13 protein-coding genes and 1 pseudogene are annotated in these 17816 nt (G+C 68.9%); 9 read left to right on the plus strand and 5 right to left on the minus strand.

Features of this window, described 5'->3' with window-relative positions; genetic code table 11:
• The first annotated feature begins 30 nt into the window (after positions 1–30).
• Positions 31–426, plus strand: coding sequence for a hypothetical protein (locus AB0H54_RS19740; RefSeq protein WP_357346763.1), 396 nt, complete (start codon positions 31–33; stop codon positions 424–426).
• A 241-nt stretch (positions 427–667) separates the two neighbouring features.
• On the opposite strand, the gene AB0H54_RS19745 is transcribed toward AB0H54_RS19740, so the two are convergent.
• Positions 668–2347, minus strand: a complete 1680-nt coding sequence (locus AB0H54_RS19745) for an alpha/beta fold hydrolase (RefSeq protein WP_357346764.1) — start codon at positions 2345–2347, stop codon at positions 668–670.
• A gap of 397 nt (positions 2348–2744) precedes the next feature.
• On the opposite strand from AB0H54_RS19745, the gene AB0H54_RS19750 reads away from it, so the two are divergent.
• Entirely contained in the window at positions 2745–3962 is a 1218-nt protein-coding gene (locus AB0H54_RS19750) for a helix-turn-helix domain-containing protein (RefSeq protein WP_357346765.1), read from the plus strand.
• A gap of 10 nt (positions 3963–3972) precedes the next feature.
• The gene (gene phaZ, locus AB0H54_RS19755; RefSeq protein WP_357346766.1) at positions 3973–4797 is read left to right on the plus strand and encodes a poly(3-hydroxyalkanoate) depolymerase; all 825 of its coding nucleotides are present in this window, start codon (positions 3973–3975) and stop codon (positions 4795–4797) included.
• Here phaZ and AB0H54_RS19760 read toward each other — a convergent pair.
• The 3 genes from AB0H54_RS19760 to AB0H54_RS19770 form a co-directional block, all read right to left on the minus strand.
• On the minus strand, positions 4774–6993 hold the full coding sequence (locus tag AB0H54_RS19760; RefSeq protein ID WP_357346767.1) for an MMPL family transporter: 2220 nt from the start codon (positions 6991–6993) through the stop codon (positions 4774–4776). The two genes, phaZ and AB0H54_RS19760, sit on opposite strands and share 24 nt — an antisense overlap.
• 135 nt (positions 6994–7128) lie before the next feature.
• Positions 7129–8325, minus strand: a complete 1197-nt coding sequence (locus AB0H54_RS19765) for a cation:proton antiporter (protein ID WP_357346768.1) — start codon at positions 8323–8325, stop codon at positions 7129–7131.
• A gap of 130 nt (positions 8326–8455) precedes the next feature.
• A complete protein-coding gene (locus AB0H54_RS19770) occupies positions 8456–10000 on the minus strand; it encodes a long-chain fatty acid--CoA ligase (protein WP_357346769.1) in 1545 nt (514 codons plus the stop codon).
• A gap of 177 nt (positions 10001–10177) precedes the next feature.
• On the opposite strand from AB0H54_RS19770, the gene AB0H54_RS19775 reads away from it, so the two are divergent.
• The 4 genes and pseudogenes from AB0H54_RS19775 (at position 10178) to AB0H54_RS19790 (ending at position 13274) form a co-directional block, all read left to right on the plus strand.
• Complete coding sequence (locus AB0H54_RS19775; RefSeq protein ID WP_357346770.1) at positions 10178–10807, plus strand: TetR/AcrR family transcriptional regulator; 630 nt, start codon at positions 10178–10180, stop codon at positions 10805–10807.
• Positions 10808–10926: 119 nt separating this feature from the next.
• Positions 10927–12168: pseudogene (locus AB0H54_RS19780) on the plus strand (AMP-binding protein); the annotation flags it as partial.
• Positions 12169–12218: 50 nt separating this feature from the next.
• Positions 12219–12974, plus strand: coding sequence for an SDR family oxidoreductase (locus tag AB0H54_RS19785; RefSeq protein WP_357346771.1), 756 nt, complete (start codon positions 12219–12221; stop codon positions 12972–12974).
• Positions 12975–13040: 66 nt separating this feature from the next.
• On the plus strand, positions 13041–13274 hold the full coding sequence (locus AB0H54_RS19790; RefSeq protein ID WP_357346772.1) for a hypothetical protein: 234 nt from the start codon (positions 13041–13043) through the stop codon (positions 13272–13274).
• 39 nt (positions 13275–13313) lie between these two features.
• Here AB0H54_RS19790 and AB0H54_RS19795 read toward each other — a convergent pair whose 3' ends face one another.
• Complete coding sequence (locus tag AB0H54_RS19795; RefSeq protein ID WP_357346773.1) at positions 13314–14369, minus strand: AraC family transcriptional regulator; 1056 nt, start codon at positions 14367–14369, stop codon at positions 13314–13316.
• A gap of 107 nt (positions 14370–14476) precedes the next feature.
• Between AB0H54_RS19795 and AB0H54_RS19800 the strand changes: the two genes are divergently transcribed.
• Both AB0H54_RS19800 and AB0H54_RS19805 read left to right on the plus strand, forming a co-directional pair.
• Positions 14477–15961 (plus strand): NAD(P)/FAD-dependent oxidoreductase, encoded by a 1485-nt coding sequence (locus tag AB0H54_RS19800; protein ID WP_357346774.1) that lies wholly within the window; start codon positions 14477–14479, stop codon positions 15959–15961.
• Between the two features lie 49 nt (positions 15962–16010).
• Positions 16011–17798, plus strand: coding sequence for a long-chain fatty acid--CoA ligase (locus AB0H54_RS19805; protein ID WP_357346775.1), 1788 nt, complete (start codon positions 16011–16013; stop codon positions 17796–17798).
• The last annotated feature ends 18 nt before the right edge of the window (positions 17799–17816 follow it).

Here is a 17816-nt window from a genome sequence, read left to right on the forward strand (position 1 = left end):
TCAGTGCCACTGATGATTGGAGCGTGTCGAATGCCCGATTCCCGTGCCGTCAAGATCGTCCTCGTAGTCCTCGGCCTGGTCACGATGACGCCGGTGCTCGCCCTGGTGACACCGGCGGCCCTGGAGTACTACGGGCTCACCCAGCTGGCCCCGATGGAGGAAGCCCTGCTCCGGCACCGCGGCATGATGCAGCTGGTGCTGGGTGCCGCGCTGGTCTGGGCGGCGTTCGTTCCGGCGGTGCGGGTGCCCGTCGCCTTGGCCGCGATCGCTACCAAGACGACGAATCTCGTTCTGACACTGTCGGATCCGGCGACCCGGCCGGACGCGCCGCTGTTCAGCACGGTCTTCGACACGCTCGCCGTGCTGATCCTGATCGGGGTGGTGGCGGTGCGCTCGCGTCCGGCCGCCGAACGTCCGGCGATTTGACGGCCCGCGATCAGCGGCGGTTGGGTTCCTCGGTGACGAGGCGATAGATCACGTAGCCCGCGAACCACGTGATCATGACGGCGCAGGCGATGACGAGGATCTCGATCGCGACAACCATGTCCCTCACTCCTTCCGGTGTTCGCTGTTTTACGAACTCGACTCGATATCGAGTTTATCAGGATGCTCGCTGACCGGCGCCGGTCGGCCCGAGCGCGGACGAACTCGCGCTCGGGCCGGGGTGCTACCGGGCCATCACGTAGGTGCCGGGGGCGACACCGAGCGGCGCGAACTCGGTGTTGCCGAGCAGCGGTGACGGGGAGATCCGCGGGCCGGAACGGTCGGCGAGCCAGGTGGCGTAGTCGGGCCACCACGACCCCTGCGCCGTGATCGCGGCACCGCGCCATTCGGCGGCATCGAGCGAATTGTCGTCCGACACCTGGTAGCTCGATTTGCGGTTGCCCGGGGGATTGACCAGCGCGGCGATGTGGCCGTTGGTCGAGAGGACGAAACGTACCTTCCCTCCGAGCAATTGGGAGCTGCGGTAGCAATTGGTCCAGGGGCAGATGTGATCCGCCGAGCCTGCCACGACATAGGAGTCGACGGTGATGTCGCCGAGGTCGACGGGTGTGCCGAGCACGGTGACCGCCCCAGGGGTGGCGAGCTTGTTGTGTAACGCGGCCTCGATGAAGTCGCGATGCAGGGCGGCAGGCATGCGCGTGGTGTCGGCATTCCAGAACAGGATGTCGAACTTCGGCGGGGTCTTGCCCTGGAGGTAGTTGTTGACCCAGTAGTTCCAGACCAGATCCGACGGGCGCAGCCAGGCGAAGACCTCCGCGAGGTGGCGGCCGTCGAGGTAGCCCTTGCTCGCCGAGCGCGCGATCGCCGCCCGCGCGACGCCTTCGTCGACGAGTGATCCGGCGACGCCGGCCCGGCGCTGATCGATCATCGTGACCAGCAAGGTGAGGCCGGCGAGTGCGCCGATGGACCCCTTCGCCGCGCGGTGGGCCGCGGCGAGGCTGGTGATCAGGCCACCCGAGCACGCGGCCAGGACGTGCACTGAGCCGGCCCCGATGATCCGGTCGACCACCGAGAACGCGTCGATCGCCGCGGCGGCGTAGGCATCGATGCCCCACTCACTGTGCCGTTCGTCGGGATTGAGCCAGGACACCACGAACACCTGGTGCCCTTGCTTGACCAGGTACTCGATCAGGCTGCGGCCGGGCGCGAGATCGAGCACGTAGTACTTGTTGATGGTCGGCGGGACGATCAGCAGCGGCACCGCGTGCACGGTCTCGGTCTGGGGCAGGTACTGGATCAGCTCGAACATCGGCGCGCGGTACACGACGGCGCCCGGTGTGACCGCGAGGTCGGCACCCACCCGGAAGGCATCCGGCTCGACCATCGACGGGATGCGCGGGGAACTCGCGATGTCGCGCACGAGGTTGAGCGGGCCCGCGATCGTATTGGCGCCCCCCGACTCGAACAGCGCCTTCCACGCGACCGGGCTGATCAGCGGATTGTTGCTCGGTGACAGGGCTTCGGCGATGTTCGACATCACGAACTTCATCCGCTCGGCGTCCTGCCACTCCAGCGGTGCGTCCCGCAGCAGGCCCTCGGCGGTGTCGTTCGCGGCCAGATACGCCTGCACCACGCGTTTCAACAGCGGATTCTCCGACCAGGCCGGGTCGGTGAAACGGCGGTCGCCACGCCGCGGCGCGATCTCGGAGGTGCCCTTCGCGATCCGGCCGAGTTCGTCGACCAGCCCGCCGATCCGGGCCTTGACCCGGTCCGGGTGCTGGGCCAGCGCGTCGAGAAAGCGCGCGCCCGAACTGCCGGGCAGCCAGCGACCGGCCGACCCGAACGCGGCCCTGGTCAGGATCTGGTCGAGCGGAACCGCGGTGTCCTCCGGAGCGCTCGTCATCGGAGTCCCTCCGATCCAGCGTTGTCGCCGCCGACGACCCGATGAACGGCATCCTGTGGATTCCTGCCGATGGTGATGATGTCGTCTCCACTCCTGGACGGCCGCGCGAATCGGTTCGCGCGGCGTGTTGTCGATGGGTCCGCGTGGATCTCCCGCAGTGATCCGAGGGCGCGGCGGTTATCGATCGAGGAGTGGTGTGGCAGTCGGCTTCGGCGGCGAACGCATGATGTCCCACATCCCGGGGCGGCCACCGTGCCGAACGCGTGATCCCACAGTGGCGCACTGCGCCACGGCCGCCAATGTCGGCGCCGACAGGAAATCGGCGGGGTACGTGTCGGCGCCCACAGTCCGCCTGCTCGCTGCGGCGTCCGGGGGAAGTCGTCGATAGCCTGTCGTGGTGTCCACCCTCAGTCCCGCTCCCTCGGTGGCGACACTCGCCGTCGGCCTGCTGGAACGGATCGATGTGCTGGCCGACCAGCTCGCCGTCCGGATCGCCGATCGGATCGAGGTCTATCGCCTGGAGTGCATCGTCGATCGGCGTGAGCTGAAGAGCTCGCTGATAGCCAATATGAATCAGATCCTCGGTCGGCTGAGCGGCGATCGGGAGATCGAGCTGTCGGCGCCCCGGGAGACCGGTCGCGCCCGTGCGGAGCAGGACATGCCACTGCCGGAAGTCCTGCGGGCCTACCGTCTCGGCTTCGCGTTCCTGTGGCGGCGGCTGCTCGGCGCGGCACGGAGCTCGGGGCAGCGGACGGTCGACGCGCTCCTCGACACGGCCACGACGATCTGGGAGATCGCCGACGACGTCTCGCTGGCGGTGACCGAGGCGTACCGGGAAGCGATGAGCGAACGGATGATCGCCGCCGACCGGCGACGGTCCGGTCTCCTCTCGGCCATCCTCGACGGCCCCGGTTCGGGCTCACACAGCGCCTGGGAGGTCGCGCGGCTGCTCGATCTGCCCTACGACGGGACGTTCCTCGTGCTCGTCGCGGAGGCGGTGGACGGCAATTCGGCGCCGCTGCCGCATCTCGAGGACCGCCTGCGGCAGCTCGATGTCGGTTCGGCGTGGCGTTCACAACCGGATCACGAGATCGGCGTCCTCTCCCTGGGACGGCGCCGCGATCCGGACGAGGTACTCGCCGCCGTGCGGAAGGCGGCCATCGGCCGGATCGGGGTGAGTCCGGTGTTCGTCCGGCTCGACGGTGCGGCTCGGGCGCTGCGGCTCGCGCACGTGGCCCTCGAAACGCTTTCTCCCGGTGCGGCATCGGTTCGTCAGCTGGCCGACGAGCCGAACATCGACCTGCTCGTCCGCGACCGGGACACCACCCGGCGATTCGTCCTGCGGGTGCTGGGCGGTGTCCTCGCCTTGCCCGACTACGAACGGACCACGTTGCTGGCGACGGCGACCGCGTGGATCCAGGCGCGGGGCTCGGCCGCCGAGACGGGCCGTCTGCTCTACTGCCACGAGAACACCGTGCGCGGCCGCATCCATCGACTGGAACAGCATCTGGGCGGCTCGCTCGACGACCCACGGAATCTGGGTGACCTCACCACCGCGTTGCAAGCGATCCGGATGTTCCCCGAGTTCGGCCAGCCCATCCCGGCCACGGCCTGAAGGAGTGCGCGTGACCCCTGTCGACACCGTTCGTGAACTGCGGATCAACGGCCGGCGCGTCCGGGTCTCGGTGCGGGCGGGGGAGGGTCGGCCCCTGGTGCTGTGCAACGGCATCGGCGCGAACCTGGATCTGCTCCAGCCGTTCGTCGACGAGCTCGACCCGGCGATCCCCGTCATCCGGTTCGATGTTCCCGGGATCGGCGGATCCGAACTGCCCAGGCTGCCTTACACTTTCGCGACAATGGCCTGCCTGCTCGGCACGGTGCTCGACGACATCGGCTGTCGCGAGGTGGACGTGCTCGGCATCTCCTGGGGCGGGGGCCTGGCCCAGCAGTTCGCTGTCCAGAATCCCCGGCGCTGCCGTCGCCTGGTGCTCGTCGCCACGGCGACCGGCATGGTGATGGTCCCGGCCCGGCCGCGGGTCCTGAGCAAGATGATCACCCCCCGCCGGTATCGCGACCCCGCCTACGCCGCGGCCATCGCCGCGCAGCTGTACGGCGGGCGCCTGCGCGACGAACCGGAGCTGGCGACGGAGCTTCTGATCCGCCACGCCAGGATGGCGCCCGGTCGCGGCTACGCCCTGCAGCTGATCGGTGGGGCGGGCTGGACCAGTCTGCCGTTCCTGCCGTTGATCCGGCAGCCCACGCTGATCCTGGCCGGCACGGACGACCCGATCATTCCCCTCGTCAACGCGCGGATCATGCATCGGTTGCTGCCGCACTCGACCCTGCACGTCTATCCCGACGGCCACCTCGGGTTGATCACCCGTGCCGACGATCTCGCGCCCCGCGTCGCGGCGTTCCTGCGGCCGTCAGCCGTGTCCACCGGAGGCTGAGCCGACGGTCACCGCGTGCTGCGGTGGCCGCTCGTCGTCGAGGGTGGTCTCGCCGAGCCCGATCCGCTGCTGGATCCGCTTCATCCACTGCGGCGCCCACCAGCAGTCGTCGCCGAGCAGTTTCATGATCGCGGGGACCAGCAGCATGCGCAGCACGGTCGCGTCGATGATCAGGGCGGCGATCATGCCATAGGCGATGTACTGCATCATCACCAGATCGGAGAACGCGAACGCGCCGGTGACGACGATCAGGATCAGCGCGGCCGCGGTGATGATGCGCCCGGTCTGGGCGGTGCCGATGCGGATCGCGTCGGTGGTGGACGCGCCCTTGGCACGTGCTTCCACCATCCGGGAGAGCAGGAACACTTCGTAGTCGGTCGACAAGCCGTAGATCACCGCGATGATCAGCATCAGCACCGGAGCGCTGATCGGCTGTGGCGTGAAATTGAGGATCCCGGAACCATGTCCGTCGATGAAGATCCAGGTGAGGATGCCCAGGGTCGCGCCGAGCCCGAGCACGTTCATCAACACGGCCTTGAGGGGGAGCACCAGTGAGCCGAAGGCCAGGAACATCAGCACCATGGTGATCGCCAACACCAGGATGATCATGAACGGCATCCGGTCGAGCAGCGTGTCGATGCTGTCGGCCATGATCGCGGGCTGGCCGGTGACGTACATCGTCACGCCGTCGGGCACCTCGATCGAGCGCAGGTAGTCGATCGTCGGCTCGGCGTTGCCGGTCGGGTCGACCAGGGTGGCGGAGGTCCGATACACCGTCGGGTCGGTGGACCCGGTATTGCTCGGGACCCCGAACGAGCTGACCAGCCCCGGTGCCTGGTTGGCCTCGCGCATGATCTGGCCGATCGCCGGGGTGTTGTCGGAGACGAAGACGAGCTGGATCGGGTCGGTCTTCTTCAACGGGAAGATCTCGTAGAAGTGCTCGAGCGCGAGCCGGGTGCTGTTGTCCGGCGGCAGATACTTCTCGTTGATGCCACCGAACGCCAGGTTCCCCACCGGGATGATCAGCAGCAGCAAGCCGATGACGATCGGGATGGCCACCTGGAGCGGACGCCTCATCACCCAGCGGGTGAGCCTGCCCCAGAAGCCGTTCTCGATCTCCTCCGACGTCCTGGTCTTGCGGAACCGCTTCAGTCCGAGCATGTCGACGCGCGGGCCGAGCACGGCCAGCATCGCGGGCAACAGCGTGACCGCGGTCAGCGCGGCGAGCGAGACCGTTGCGATGGTGCCGTAGGCGACCGAGCGCAGGAAGCCCTGCGGGAACAGCAGGATGCCACCCAGGCTGGCGATGATCATCGTCGCGGAGAACACGACCGTGCGTCCCGCCGTCATCACCGTCCGCCGCACCGCGGCCCGCGTGTCGTAGCCGTCGGCCAGTTCCTCGCGGAACCTGCTGACGATGAACAACCCGAAATCGATGGCCAGGCCGAGTCCGATCATCGACACCACCGCGGACACGAACGAGTTGACGTCGGTGACGTGGGTGATGCCCATGACGATCCCGTTGGCGCCGAGAATGGTGAGCCCGCCGATGATCAGCGGCAGCGCGGCGGCGACCACGCCACCGAAGATGAAGAACAGCAGCACCGCGACCGCGGGGATGGCCAGCATCTCCATCCGCTGCACGTCGTGGGCGATGGTGTCGTTGAGGGTGCCGCCGACGGCCTGCAATCCGGACACTTCCACCTGGACGCCGTCGATGGCGAACGCGTCGCTCACTTCCCGGTAGTTGCGCAACACCTCGGTGTCGTTGTCGCCCACGATCGCGATCGACGCGAAGGCGTGCTGCTTGTCCTTGGAGCCGAACACGGACGGCACGCCGGGGGTGGTGCCCACTGTCCAATAGGCGCCGTTGATCTTGTCGACCGCGGTCGGATACTCGGCGACCACCCGGGAGAGGCTGTCGACGACCTCGGCGCTGAACTTCGGATCGTCGATGGTTGTCCCCGAGGGGGCGGTGTACAGCACGATGACGTCCCCGGTGTGGTCGCGTCCGAACGCGCGGTCGGCGATCTTCGCGCCCTGCGACGACTCCGAACCAGGGTCGTCCCACCCGCCGGAGGTGAGCTGGTTCTCCAGGCCCAGCCCGAAGCCGCCCAGGGCCAGCAGTGCGGCGCCGACGACGGCGAGCACCGCGAAACGGAACCGATAGACCAGGTCGCCCCAACGGGTGAACACAAGCGACTCCTCGACAGCAGGGGCAACGGGCATCGGCGACTGCCCCACACCGCTGTGGCAGAGGTCGAGGTGTCGACGGTGTCGCCGATGGTGGCACGCGAAACTGAGGAATAGCTGACAGCTGCCAGTGGGTTCTCAGCGAGTGCGCGAGTTACGCGCGCGCCGACCGAACTGCGCGGCGACGAGGGGTGCGCCGATACCGTGCAGCACGATGCTGCCGCACACGACGACCAGCGTGGCTCCGACGACGAGATTCGCGTCCGACGTGCCCGCCAGGCTGTTGACCGCGAGCAGACCGAAGACGATGGAGGCGACGCCGCGCGGGCCCAGGCAGCACAGCAGGATTCGCTCGGGCCCGGTGAAGCGGGAACCGATCAGGGCGAGCGCCGCGGGCACGATCCGGAAGACCGTCAGCGCGAGCAGTCCGTAGACGACGACCTGCCAGTCCAGCCCGGGAATGGCGACCGCGATCGCGCCGACCACGAACCACAGGCCCAGGCCGAGGAATTGGGCCAGGCCCTCGGTCAGTTCCAGGGGTTCGCCGGGGATGTCTCGGTGGGTGGCCCGGTAGGCGAGCCCGGCCAGGAAGGCCGCCACGAACCCGTTGCCGTCGAGCTGGATGGCCAGCGCGAAGGTGAGCACCGGGATGGCCAGAATGCCGCAGCGCACGGTCCTGGGGTCGGTCCAGCCGCGGGCCGCGGCCGCCGACAGCGCGAGCCCGGCGGCCGCGCCGATGGGAAGGCCGACCAGGACGGACTTCACCACGGCCTGCAGCGCGTGGCCGAAGGCTCCCAGCACCTCGTCGGAGTCGGTGCTGCGCCGATACGCCTCGAGGGCGAAGAGCATGACCGGGGCGACGAGTCCGTCGTTGAGTCCGCTCTCGACATTGAGGGTGTCGCGGACCCGCTTGGTGATCCGGTTGTCCCGCAGGATGGACTGGGCGGGCACCAGATCGGTCGGCATCACGATGCAGGCGAGGATCAGCAACAGCGGCCAAGAATCCACCGACAGCACGTATTGCCCGGCGACCGTGGCGATCACGAGGCTGACCGCGAACGCCACCAGCATGCGGGTCACCCCGGTGTTCTTGGCGATCCGGTCCCGGATCTCGGTGGCATCGGTGAACAGGAACAGCGCGAGCAGGAATTCGACGATCCGCAGCGCGGCGGTGGTGTCGATCGAGGGCAGCAACCACTCGTCGTCGGTCAGCCCGACGGCGGCGCCCGCCACGATCATGGCCACCGGCTCGGTCACGCTCCAGCGCGCGAAGGCGCGGGAGTAGCAGGCCCACACCAGGATGATGGCCATCGTCACCGCTATCGCGACGAACATGCTTCTCCCGCCGGTGGGTCGAGACGATTGCTATCGGAAAACCAATGGTAGGAGACCTTCGCCCGCTCTGGCGGTACCGCTGGCGTGTCGGCGGCACCGCCGGAGCGGAGGTGCTGGTGCGGCTCGTCCGTCAGCGGAGTTCGCGCTTGAGGATCTTGCCGGTCGCCGTCATGGGGAGCGTGTCGACGAGTTCCACGATGCGCGGGTACTTGTAGGCGGCCATCTGCTCCCGGCTCCAGGCCACGAGCTCCTCGGGGGTGGCGGTGGTCCCGGGTTCGAGGATCACGAAGGCCTTGACCTCTTCGCCGTGACTGTCGTGCGGCACGCCGATCACCGCAGTCAGGCTGACCGCCGGGTGGGTCAGCAGCACTTCCTCGATCTCGCGCGGATAGACGTTGAATCCACCGCGGATGATGAGGTCCTTGGTGCGGTCGACGATGTAGTAGAAGCCGTCCTGGTCCCTGCGGGCCAGATCGCCGGTGCGGAACCAACCGTCGCGGATGACCTCGGCCGTGGCTTCTGGGCGGCCGTGATAGCCCTTCATCACGTTGGGACCGCGGACCGCCATCTCGCCCACGGCCCCCACTTCGGTGATCTCCGACCCGTCGTCGTCGATGAGCTTGATCTCGACACCCCAGATCGGCACCCCGATCGAGCCGGGACGGAGACCGCGATCGGGGTCGCTGAACGACACCACCGGTGATGTCTCGGACAGGCCGTACCCCTCGAGCACGGTGATACCGAGGCGATCTTTCACCTGATGCAGGATCTCCAAGGGCAGGGCGGCGCCGCCGGAGATACCGATGCGCAGGTTGCGGGCGATTCGCTCGACGTCGATCTCGGCGGTCAGAGCGTTGAGCAGGCCCCACCACATCGTCGGCACACCGGCGAAGAAGGTGATGTCCTCGGTGTTCATCAGCTCGACGACCTGCGCGGCGTCGAAGCGTGGCACCAGATGCAGGGTGGCCGCGGTGGCGAACCCCGCGTGCATCTGCACGGTGGCGCCGAAGGTGTGGAACAGCGGCAGGCACACGATGTGACTGTCGGCCGCGGGACGGTTGCGCAGCAGCTGGTTCAGGGTCAGTGCGTTGACGAGGGTGTTGGAATGCGAGAGCTCCGCGCCCTTGGGCTGCCCGGTCGTGCCGGAGGTGTAGAGCACGATCGCGGTGTCGGTGGCCTCGGTGCCGACCGCCTGGAAGACCGGGCTGGCGCCGGCCACCGCCGCACCCAGCGTCTCGGCACCCGTGAGGGGGCTGGGCGCCGCGGGGTCGGCGGTGATGAGGAAGAAGTGCTCGATCTCGGCGACCCCGGCGGCGGCGAAACCCTCACTGCCCATCGGAAGTTCGGCGCTGCCCTCGAAGCAGAAGTACGCCACCGCGCCGGAATCGCGCAGGTGATAGGCGATCTCGCGGCTCTTGAGTAGCACATTGAGGGGCACGACCACCGCGCCCGCCTTGAGAATGCCGTAGTAGACGATCGGGAAGTACGGCAGATTCGGGCAGCTGAGCGCGACCTTGTCGCCGGGCCTGATCCCGCGCGCGACCAGGAGATCGGCTACCTGGTTGGCTGCGGCGTCCACCTGGGCATAGGTCAGCCGGGTCCCACCCAGGACGAGGGCATCGCGGTGTGGATGGCGACGGGCGGAGTCCTCGAGGAGGACCGACAGGTTCAGCACGGGGGTACTTCCTTGCGCGAATGAGGGAGGCACGAGTGAATTCGAACTCGAATCGAGATTGACGGTAGGGGCGGGGTCCCGACCCTGTCAAGGCGCACTCGTGGGCGATGAAGGGGGGAGGGGAGTCCGCGTAGACGGGCGGTGCATCAAGGTCATCGGCTGTTACGATGTCAAGTCGTGTTCGAGAACAAGGCGGCCCCGCAGGCCTCGGCCCGGCCCGCTCCCGTGCAGCGTCGCGGGATCGAGCGCGTGCAGGCGATTCTCGGGGCCGCCGATTCCTTGCTGCGCGAGCAGGGCTACGACGCGGCGACGTTGAAAGCGATCGGGGACCGGACCGGTATTCCGCTGGCGTCGATCTATCACTACTTCGCCGATCGCTACCAGGTCGATGTCGAACTGGCGCACCGTCATGTCCGCGAACTGGACGCGCGCATCGTCGCGGTACTGGAGCGCCCGGTGGCGCGAAATCTGCGCCAGGCCACCGATGTGATCATCGACCTGCTCGTCGACTACTACCGGGAGTTTCCCGGCTTCATCGAACTCTGGTTCGTGGGGCGCCCCCCGGCGATCGCCGAGGTGGCACGGGTGTTCGACGAAGCGCAGTCCGAACGCTTCTGGCGGTACCTCATCGACCGGGAGTTCGTCGACGCCGAGACGCCGCTGCTCCCCGTCGAGCTCGCGTTCGAGGCGGGTAACCGGCTGTTCGACGTCGCCTTCCGGCGGTCGCCTTCCGGTGACGAGGCCACGATCGCCGAAGCGCGGCGGCTCGTCGCCGCCTACCTCGAGACCTACGCGCCGAGGGCCTGACCCGCCCGTCGGCTGGTCGGGTCCGAGGGAGTCGCCGGGTCATCTGCCGATTTTTGACAGCGCTCCGCGCGGATCCTAAACTCGAATTGAATTCGAGATCGATTCAATGCACGACCGCCATGTCCATTCCATCGAGCGTTCGGAGTTGCCGCGTGACCACTGCCGTCATCGAAGTCACGCGTGCGCGTAATCCCTTTCCGCAGTCGGAGGTGACGCGCGACAGCACGGGAACCCCGCGCTACGCCTCGGTCCCGGAGACGCTGATCGATGTCCTGCGCGCCCACGTCGAGCAGCGACCGGACGCCGAAGCCGTCGCGGAAGTCGGCGGCGACCGGCTGACCTACCGGCAGCTCTGGGAGCGCGCCGCGCGGACGGCCGGTGGGCTGCGTGCCGCCGGGGTGCGGCGCGGGGATCGGGTGGCGCTGCGCTACCCGTCGGGGAAGACCTGGGCGCTCGCCTTCTGGGGCACGATCATGGCCGGTGGCATCGCGGTGGCGGTGAATATCCGGTCGGCGGGCCCGGAGGTGGAATTCGTCCTCACCGACGCCGACATCGCGGTCGATCTCACCGCGGACACCCCGCTGCCGGACAGCGACCCCTATGTGGCGGAGGGGCTCTGCGCCGACGACCTGGCCGCGCTGTTCTACACCTCGGGCGGCGCGGGGCGCCCGAAGGGCGTGCCCACCACCCACGGGGCCTTCGTCACCAATGCCGAGAACATGATCCGCAGCTGCATGCTGCCCCGCGAGGTGGGCTCGGATCTGCGAACGCTGATCTCGATGCCGCTGTTCCAGGTGACGGCCTGCCATTCGCAACTGGTGGTCGCCGCCTACGTCGGTGGAACCGCGGTGATCCAGTCCACGCCCGATCTCGCGCTGCTGATCGAAACGCTGGCGGTGGAACGGATCTCCTTCGTCGTGACGGTGCCGTCGGTCTACTCGGCGCTGCTGCGGCACCCGGACTTCGCCACCGCGGACGTGTCCGGAGTTCGGATGGTCGGCTACGGCGGTGCCCCGATCGCGCCGTCGCTGGTGCGCGAGTTGCTCGCGGCCTTTCCGCGCGCGACGGTGACCAACGGTTACGGCACGACCGAGACGGCGTCGCTGATCACCGTGCTGCCCGATCGGGACGCGGTCACGCACGCGGACTCCGTCGGCTACGCGGTGCCGTCGGTGGACATCGGGATCGTCCCGATCGGCGATGTCCCGCACATCGGTGAGCTGGTCGTCCGTGGCGCCAACGTCACCGCCGGATACTGGTACCGCCCGGCGGCGACCGCCGAGACGATCGTCGGCGGCTGGCTCCGCACCGGCGACGTGGTGCGCGTCGACGACGCCGGGCGCGTCTATCTGATCGACCGCGCCACCGCCGGTACCCGGTGCCACACGCCGGACGGCGACGGTGGGCCGACATGAGCGGACTCGATCTGACCGGACGCACCGCGATCGTCACCGGGGGCTCGGAGGGGGTCGGTTCGGCCGCCGCGCGGGCCATCGTGGCGGCGGGCGGCAATGTCGTCCTCACCGCACGCCGACAGGAGGCCGCCGATGCCGCCGCGGCCGAATTGCGGGGCGCAGCGGTCGGTTTCGCCGCCGGTGGCATCGACGAGTCGGCGGCCCTGCGGTGTGTCGAGGCCACGATGAGCCGCTTCGGCGGCATCGACATCCTGGTCAACGCCGCGGACCGCAACCCGTCGGCCGGGCCGGTCCTCGACCAGGACTACCTGCGTTTCACCAAGACCTTCGGGGTGAACGTGTGGGGGCCGATCCTGTGGACCTCGCTGGTGACGCGGGCGTGGATGGGTGAGCACGGCGGGGTCGTGATCAACACCGTGTCGGTCGGCGGCGCGGCGGGCGAGCCCGATCACGGGCTCTTCCACGCCGCGAAGGCCGCGCTGAAACACGTCACCGAGCAACTGGCGCTGGAACTCTCGCCCGGCGTGCGGGTCAACGCTGTAGCGTCGGGCGCCGTCCGCACGCCGCCGGACGAGCCGCAGTCGGCCGTCGCGGCGGCGGACCACGCTGTGCCCGAGGACATCGGTGCCGCCATCGCTTTCCTCGCCTCCGACGCGGCGGGCCGGATCACCGGCGAGACCTTCGTGATCGACGGCGGACAGCGGCTGGGTGACGCGACCTCGTACCGCGGCGGCGAGTGCAGTCATGTGTGAAGCGATTCCGCACCGGGCGTGGCGTGCGTCGACGCCGGGCGCGCCGACCGGCACGGATGTTGCCTGATGGGTGACCGGCCGACGGTGCTGAGCGCCGCCGACATCGAGCTGCTCGAATTCGCCACCGCGTGGGCGCCCTACGGCGGCAACGATGCCGAGGCCTTCGTCCGATTCGGGCTCGGCGCCGATGAATTCCACCGCCGACTGCACCGGTTGCTCGGCTCGCGCGCAGCGCGCACGCTGACCAACACCACTGTAGCCACACTGCGGGAACAGTGTCGGAATCGGTTGTGGCGGTAGCCCGGTGCGGCCGGTCGCCGAGTCGGCGTTCGCTGCCCCTCAGCGGACGCGGGAGCGCCGGTAGGCCGACGGAGTGGTCCCGGTCCAGCGCTTGAAGGCGTGGATGAACGGCGTCGCCTCGGCGTAGCCCAGCCGGATCGCGATGTCGTCGATCGAGAGCGGAGTGCCGGTGAGCATCTCCTCGGCCAGCGTGCAGCGGACCTCGTCGACGAGTGCGCGATAGCCGGTACCCGCCTCGGTGAGACGCCGCCGGAGCGTGCGCGGGCTCGTGCCCAGTTCGCGCGCGACCACCTCGATGGTCGGCGGGGACGCGATGCCCGCGGACTCGCCGCCGGGCAGGATCAGCTCGCGGACCTCCGCCGTGATGCCCGTGCGGGCGCTGCGCCGTTGCAGGAGATCGGCGCACTGCGCGACACACAGGCTCCAGGTCTGGGCGTTCGCCTGGGGCAGCGTCTGGGCCAGCACCGCCGGGTCGAGGGTGAACACCGTCTGCGCGCGGCCGAATTCCGGCGGAGCGCCGAGCACCTCGGCCAGGCGCGCGGCGCTGTCGCCCGCGTCGAAGTCGAACTCGATCCGCGAGACGGCGAGTTCGTGGCCGAGCAGGTCGCCCATCACCCGATGCATGGCGACGATGTCGCGTTCGACGAGGAAGCGCACCACGTCGGGGGGAACGAGCTCGTGGTGGATCCGGGCCAGCACCCCGCCGTCGCTGGATTCGACGACCGGCGTGCAGAATCCGTAGCCCAGGTGGTAGTAACGCAGCGCCAGCGAAATCGCCTCGCGCAGTGTGGGACTGGTGACGCAGGCGAAGCCGAAGATGCCGAAGGTGGAGAGCCGGTAGCGGCGCCCCACCTCGACGCCGAGCGCGGGAACGTGGGCGAGCTCGCGCACGAGATTGCGCACGACGACGAGTTCGGTCGCGGCGGGTACCTGCAGATCGGGCGCGGTCAGGGCCGTCCCGGCGAGGCCGGTGCCGGCCAGCACGCGATCGGCGGTGACGCCGTGATCGGCCGCGAAAGCCGCCATCACCGCGATGCTGGCGATGCCGCGCGGAAAGTCCCAGGTCCGGACTTCCGGCTCTTCGACGGTACGCATCCGTTCAGTATGGCCGAAAATATTGATTTGCTGGCCGTCGTTGTTTGTCCCCGGTGTTCGCGCAGGTCGTAGCGTTGACAGCGACAGCAGCGACAGAGGAGTCCTGGATGAGCGCGCGCACCACCCCGTCGATCGTCATCATCGGCACCGGTTTCGGCGGCCTCGGCATGGCGATGGAACTGCAGAAGGCCGGATTCGACCGGGTGACGCTGCTGGAACGGGCCGCCGACGTCGGCGGTGTGTGGCGCGAGAACACCTACCCCGGGGCGGGCTGCGACATCCCCTCGCCGCTGTACTCGTACTCCTACGAACCCCGAACCGACTGGCCAAAACGGTTCTCGGAGCAGCCCGACATCCATGCCTACCTGCGCGGGGTCGCCGAGAAACGCGGTCTGATCCCGAAGATCCGGTTCGGGGCCGAGGTCACGGCGGCCGAGTTCGACGACGCCACCGGCACCTGGACGGTGCACACGGCGGACGGCGCGACGATCACCGCCGACATCCTCATCCCGGCCGTGGGACAGCTGTCGCGGCCGGCGCTGCCGAATATCCCGGGTATCGACGATTTCCAGGGGGAGTCGTTCCACTCGGCCGAGTGGAACCACGAGGTGGATCTCACCGGCAAGCGGGTCGCGGTGATCGGGACCGGCGCCAGCGCGATCCAGTTCGTGCCCGCCATCCAGCCGAAGGTGCGGCGGCTGACGCTGTTCCAGCGGTCGGCCGCCTGGGTGCTGCCCAAGCCGGACATCGAGTACCGGCCCTGGCACCACACCGTGTTCGCCGCCATGCCACCGATCCGGCTGGCGGAACGGTTCGCGGTCTGGGCGCTGTGCGAATTCCTGTCGCTGGGCATCGTCGATGTCCCCGCGATCCGGCCGCTGGTGACCGGCATCGCCACCCGGCACCTCGAGAACCAGGTGCGGGACCCGCGGCTGCGGGCCGCGCTGCTGCCGGACTATCCGGCAGGCTGCAAGCGAGGCCTGTTCTCCAACAACTACTTTCCGGCCCTCACCCAGCCGAACGCACACGTCGAGACCAGCGCGATCAGCGAGATCCTGCCCGACGGTCTGCGCACCGCCGACGGTGCCGTCCACGGCGCGGACGTGATCATCTACGGCACGGGATTCAAGGGCACCGAATTCCTGTGGCCCATGCGGATCACCGGGCGCGCCGGACGCGAGCTGACCGACGCGTGGGACGGCGGCGCCCGCGCCTATCAGGGCATAGCTGTGCCCGGGTTCCCGAACATGTTCCTGATCTACGGCCCGAACACCAATCTCGGCGTGGGGTCGATCGTCTACATGATCGAGTCCCAGGCCCGCTACATCCGCCAGGCCGTCCAGCAGATCGCCCGGCGCCCGGGACGGGTGCTCGATGTGCGGGCCGAGGTGGCCGAGGCGTACGACACCCGGGTGCAGCGGCGGCTGGAACGGACCCCGTGGACCCGGTGCACGAGCTGGTACCGCACCGCGGCCGGGCGCATCACCAACAACTGGCCGGGGACCGTGTCCAGCTATCGCCGCGGCACGCGCACCTTCGCGCTGTCGGACTACCAGGTGGTCCCCGCCACGGCCGACCGCCCCGGGTTGTGAACAGCAACCGATCGACCCCCTTCCCGACGAGACCTGCCGGAGCCGACCGATGACCGTTGCCCTGCCGACCACCCTGTGCGAAGCGTTCCAGCGCACCGCCGCCCGCATGCCCGACGCCGTCGCCCTGCGCACACCCGGCGACACCACCCGCATCACCTGGGGCGAATACGCGCGCCGGGTGGAGCGGATCGCCGCGGGCCTGGCGAATCTGGGTGTCGCCCCCGGTGACGCCGTGGCTCTGATGCTGACCAACCGGCCCGAATTCCATCTCGTCGACACCGCCGCGATGCACCTGGGCGCCGTGCCCTTCTCGATCTACAACACCAACCCGGTCGAGACGATCGCCTATCAGCTGGCGAAGACCGGGAGCCGGGTGATCGTGTGCGAGAAGCAGTTCCTGCCCCAGATCGCCGCGGCCCGCGCCGTCGACCGCGCCGTCGACACGGTCGTGGTCGTCGACGAGGGCGGGGCCGACACGGTGTCGCTGGCCGAGCTCGAGTCGAACCCGCTGCCCGGCTTCGACTTCCGCGCCGCCTGGGAGCGGGTCGGCGCGGAGGACGTCCTGACGATCATCTTCACCTCCGGCACCACCGGAACCCCCAAGGGCGTCGAGCTCACCCACGCCAACATCCTGAGCAATATCGACGGCGTCCGCGACATGCTCGATCCCTGGTTCGAACATCGGACGGTGTCCTACCTGCCGGACGCGCACATCGTGAATCGCTGGACGTGCCACTACTTCCCGATGATCGGCGGGGGACCGGTCACCGACCTGGCCGACCCGAAGCAGATCGTGACCGCGCTGTCGGATACCCGGCCGACGGCGTTCGTCGGCGTGCCCCAGGTCTGGTACAAGATCAAGGGCGCGCTGGAGGCGCAGCTCGCCGCCGAGACCAGTCCGGTCAAGCGGAATCTCGCGACCTGGGCCATCGACATCGGGCGGCAGCAGGTGCGTGCCGAGCTCGGCGGGTCGGGCGGAGGCGTCTCACCGTGGCTGGCCGCGCGGCACCGGGTGGCGGATCGGCTGGTCCTGCACAAGATCCGGCACCGGCTCGGGCTCGACGAGTTGCTCGTCGGTGCGACCGGCGCGGCGCCGATCGCACCGGAAGCGCTCGAGTTCGTCCTCGGACTCGGTCTGCCGGTCGGTGAGGTGTACGGCATGTCGGAACTGTCGGCCATCGCCACCCTGAACCGGCCGGGCCGGATGCGGCTCGGCACGGTCGGTGTCGCCGCGCGCGGGGTCGAGGTGTCGCTCGCCGAGGACGGCGAGATCCTGGTCCGCGGCCCGATCGTGATGAAGGGATACCTGGGCGACCCCGAGCAGACCGCCGAGGCGATCGACGCGGTCGGCTGGGTGCACACCGGCGATATCGGCACTGTCGACGCCGACGGCTTCGTCTCGATCGTCGACCGCAAGAAGGAGTTGATCGTCAACTCCGGCGGAAAGAACATGTCGCCCAGCAAGATCGAGGGCTACGTGAAGGTCGCCTGCCCGCTCGCCGGGTCGGTGGTGGCCATCGGCGACGCGCGGCCCTACATCACCGCGCTGATCGCCCTCGACCCCGATGCCGCCGCCGCGTACGCGCTCGCGCACGGCCTGACCCCGAACCCGGCCGAGCTGGCCACCGATCCGGGGATCCGCGACCTGATCGACGCCGGCATCCGCGACGCCAACACGAAGCTGGCCAGGGTGGAGCAGATCAAGAAATTCGTTGTCGCACCGGTTTTCTGGCAGCCCGGCGGTGACGAACTGACGCCGACGGGAAAGCTCAAGCGCACACCGATCACGGCCAAATACGCCACCGAGATCGACACGATGTACAGCGCCGCGCGCTGACCCGTCCGAAGCGAAAAC

The sequence above is a fragment of the Nocardia sp. NPDC050718 genome, from assembly GCF_040654235.1.
Classification (GTDB): Bacteria; Actinomycetota; Actinomycetes; order Mycobacteriales; family Mycobacteriaceae; genus Nocardia.

What these genes read in the sequence shown, in the direction of transcription:
- AB0H54_RS19800 (WP_357346774.1), top strand. Translation starts at nt 14,477, where the DNA reads ATGAGCGCGCGCACCACCCCGTCGATCGTCATCATCGGCACCGGTTTC.
- AB0H54_RS19785 (WP_357346771.1), top strand. Translation starts at nt 12,219, where the DNA reads ATGAGCGGACTCGATCTGACCGGACGCACCGCGATCGTCACCGGGGGC.
- AB0H54_RS19805 (WP_357346775.1), top strand. Translation starts at nt 16,011, where the DNA reads ATGACCGTTGCCCTGCCGACCACCCTGTGCGAAGCGTTCCAGCGCACC.
- AB0H54_RS19765 (WP_357346768.1), bottom strand. Translation starts at nt 8,325, where the DNA reads ATGTTCGTCGCGATAGCGGTGACGATGGCCATCATCCTGGTGTGGGCC.
- AB0H54_RS19790 (WP_357346772.1), top strand. Translation starts at nt 13,041, where the DNA reads ATGGGTGACCGGCCGACGGTGCTGAGCGCCGCCGACATCGAGCTGCTC.
- AB0H54_RS19745 (WP_357346764.1), bottom strand. Translation starts at nt 2,347, where the DNA reads ATGACGAGCGCTCCGGAGGACACCGCGGTTCCGCTCGACCAGATCCTG.
- AB0H54_RS19795 (WP_357346773.1), bottom strand. Translation starts at nt 14,369, where the DNA reads ATGCGTACCGTCGAAGAGCCGGAAGTCCGGACCTGGGACTTTCCGCGC.
- AB0H54_RS19740 (WP_357346763.1), top strand. Translation starts at nt 31, where the DNA reads ATGCCCGATTCCCGTGCCGTCAAGATCGTCCTCGTAGTCCTCGGCCTG.